Genomic DNA, 984 nt, shown 5'->3' on the forward strand with positions numbered 1-984 from the left:
AGCACTTGACAGATGAACAGAAAGAGATTTTGGCGCTGAAAAAGGCTCTTCGGGATGCTGAAATGGAGCGTGATATCCTAAAAAAGGCAGTAAGCATCTTTTCCAAGGGGGACAGCAAAAATACAGGTTTATAAAAAAGTTTAGACATGAATTTACTGTTGAAAAGATGTGTAAGGTTTTTGGTGTTTGCAGGAGCGGCTTTTATGCCTGGCTTCACCGGAAACCTTCTCCTCGTTCAAAGGAACAGGAGGTGTTGACCAAGCAGATCCAAGAACTCTACACTCAGAGCAAAGGCCGGTACGGAAGTCCAAAAATCACCATGGATCTAAGGGACAGGGGATTTAAAGTATCACGTCCACGGGTGGCCAGAATCATGAAGGCCAATCGGTTAAAAAGCATTACCATTAGAAAATTTAAGGTATGTACTACAGATTTTAATCACGGATTCCGGATCAGTCCCAATATTCTGGACAGAAACTTTTCTCCGGTCAAGGCCTCGGAAGCCTGGGTATCGGATATCACTTATATCAGAACAAAAGAGGGCTGGCTATACCTGACAATAATCATGGATCTATATGATCGCAGAATAATAGGCTGGTCTATGGCCACATCCATGCATGCTTCCCAAACAGTAGTTCCGGCATGGAGAATGGCACAAATCAACAGGCCATTCTTCAAAGGCTTAATCTTTCATTCAGACAGAGGGGTACAGTATGCATGCCGTGAATTTAGGGCTGAACTTGATATGGAAAAGGTTATACAAAGCATGAGCAGGAAAGGAAATTGTTGGGATAATGCGGTGGCGGAAAGCTTCTTCAAGATTTTAAAAGCGGAAACTAAATATCAAATATACGAATCATTAAAACAGGCAAAACAAGAGCTGTTCGAATTTATTGAAATTTGGTATAATAGAAAGAGGATACATTCGGCAATTGGATACTTATCACCTGAGCAATTCTGGAAAAACAATCAAAAAAAGATAGC

Annotated in this window: 1 protein-coding gene; it reads left to right on the plus strand. The window is 41.2% G+C overall.

The genetic code is table 11. The features are described from left to right. Window positions 1-130: 130 nt before the first annotated feature. On the plus strand, window positions 131-984 hold an 854-nt coding region (locus EL17_RS22385; RefSeq protein WP_035080109.1), incomplete at its 3' end, for an IS3 family transposase.

Origin of the sequence: Anditalea andensis, from assembly GCF_000714815.1 — a bacterium.
GTDB lineage: Bacteria > Bacteroidota > Bacteroidia > Cytophagales > Cyclobacteriaceae > Anditalea > Anditalea andensis.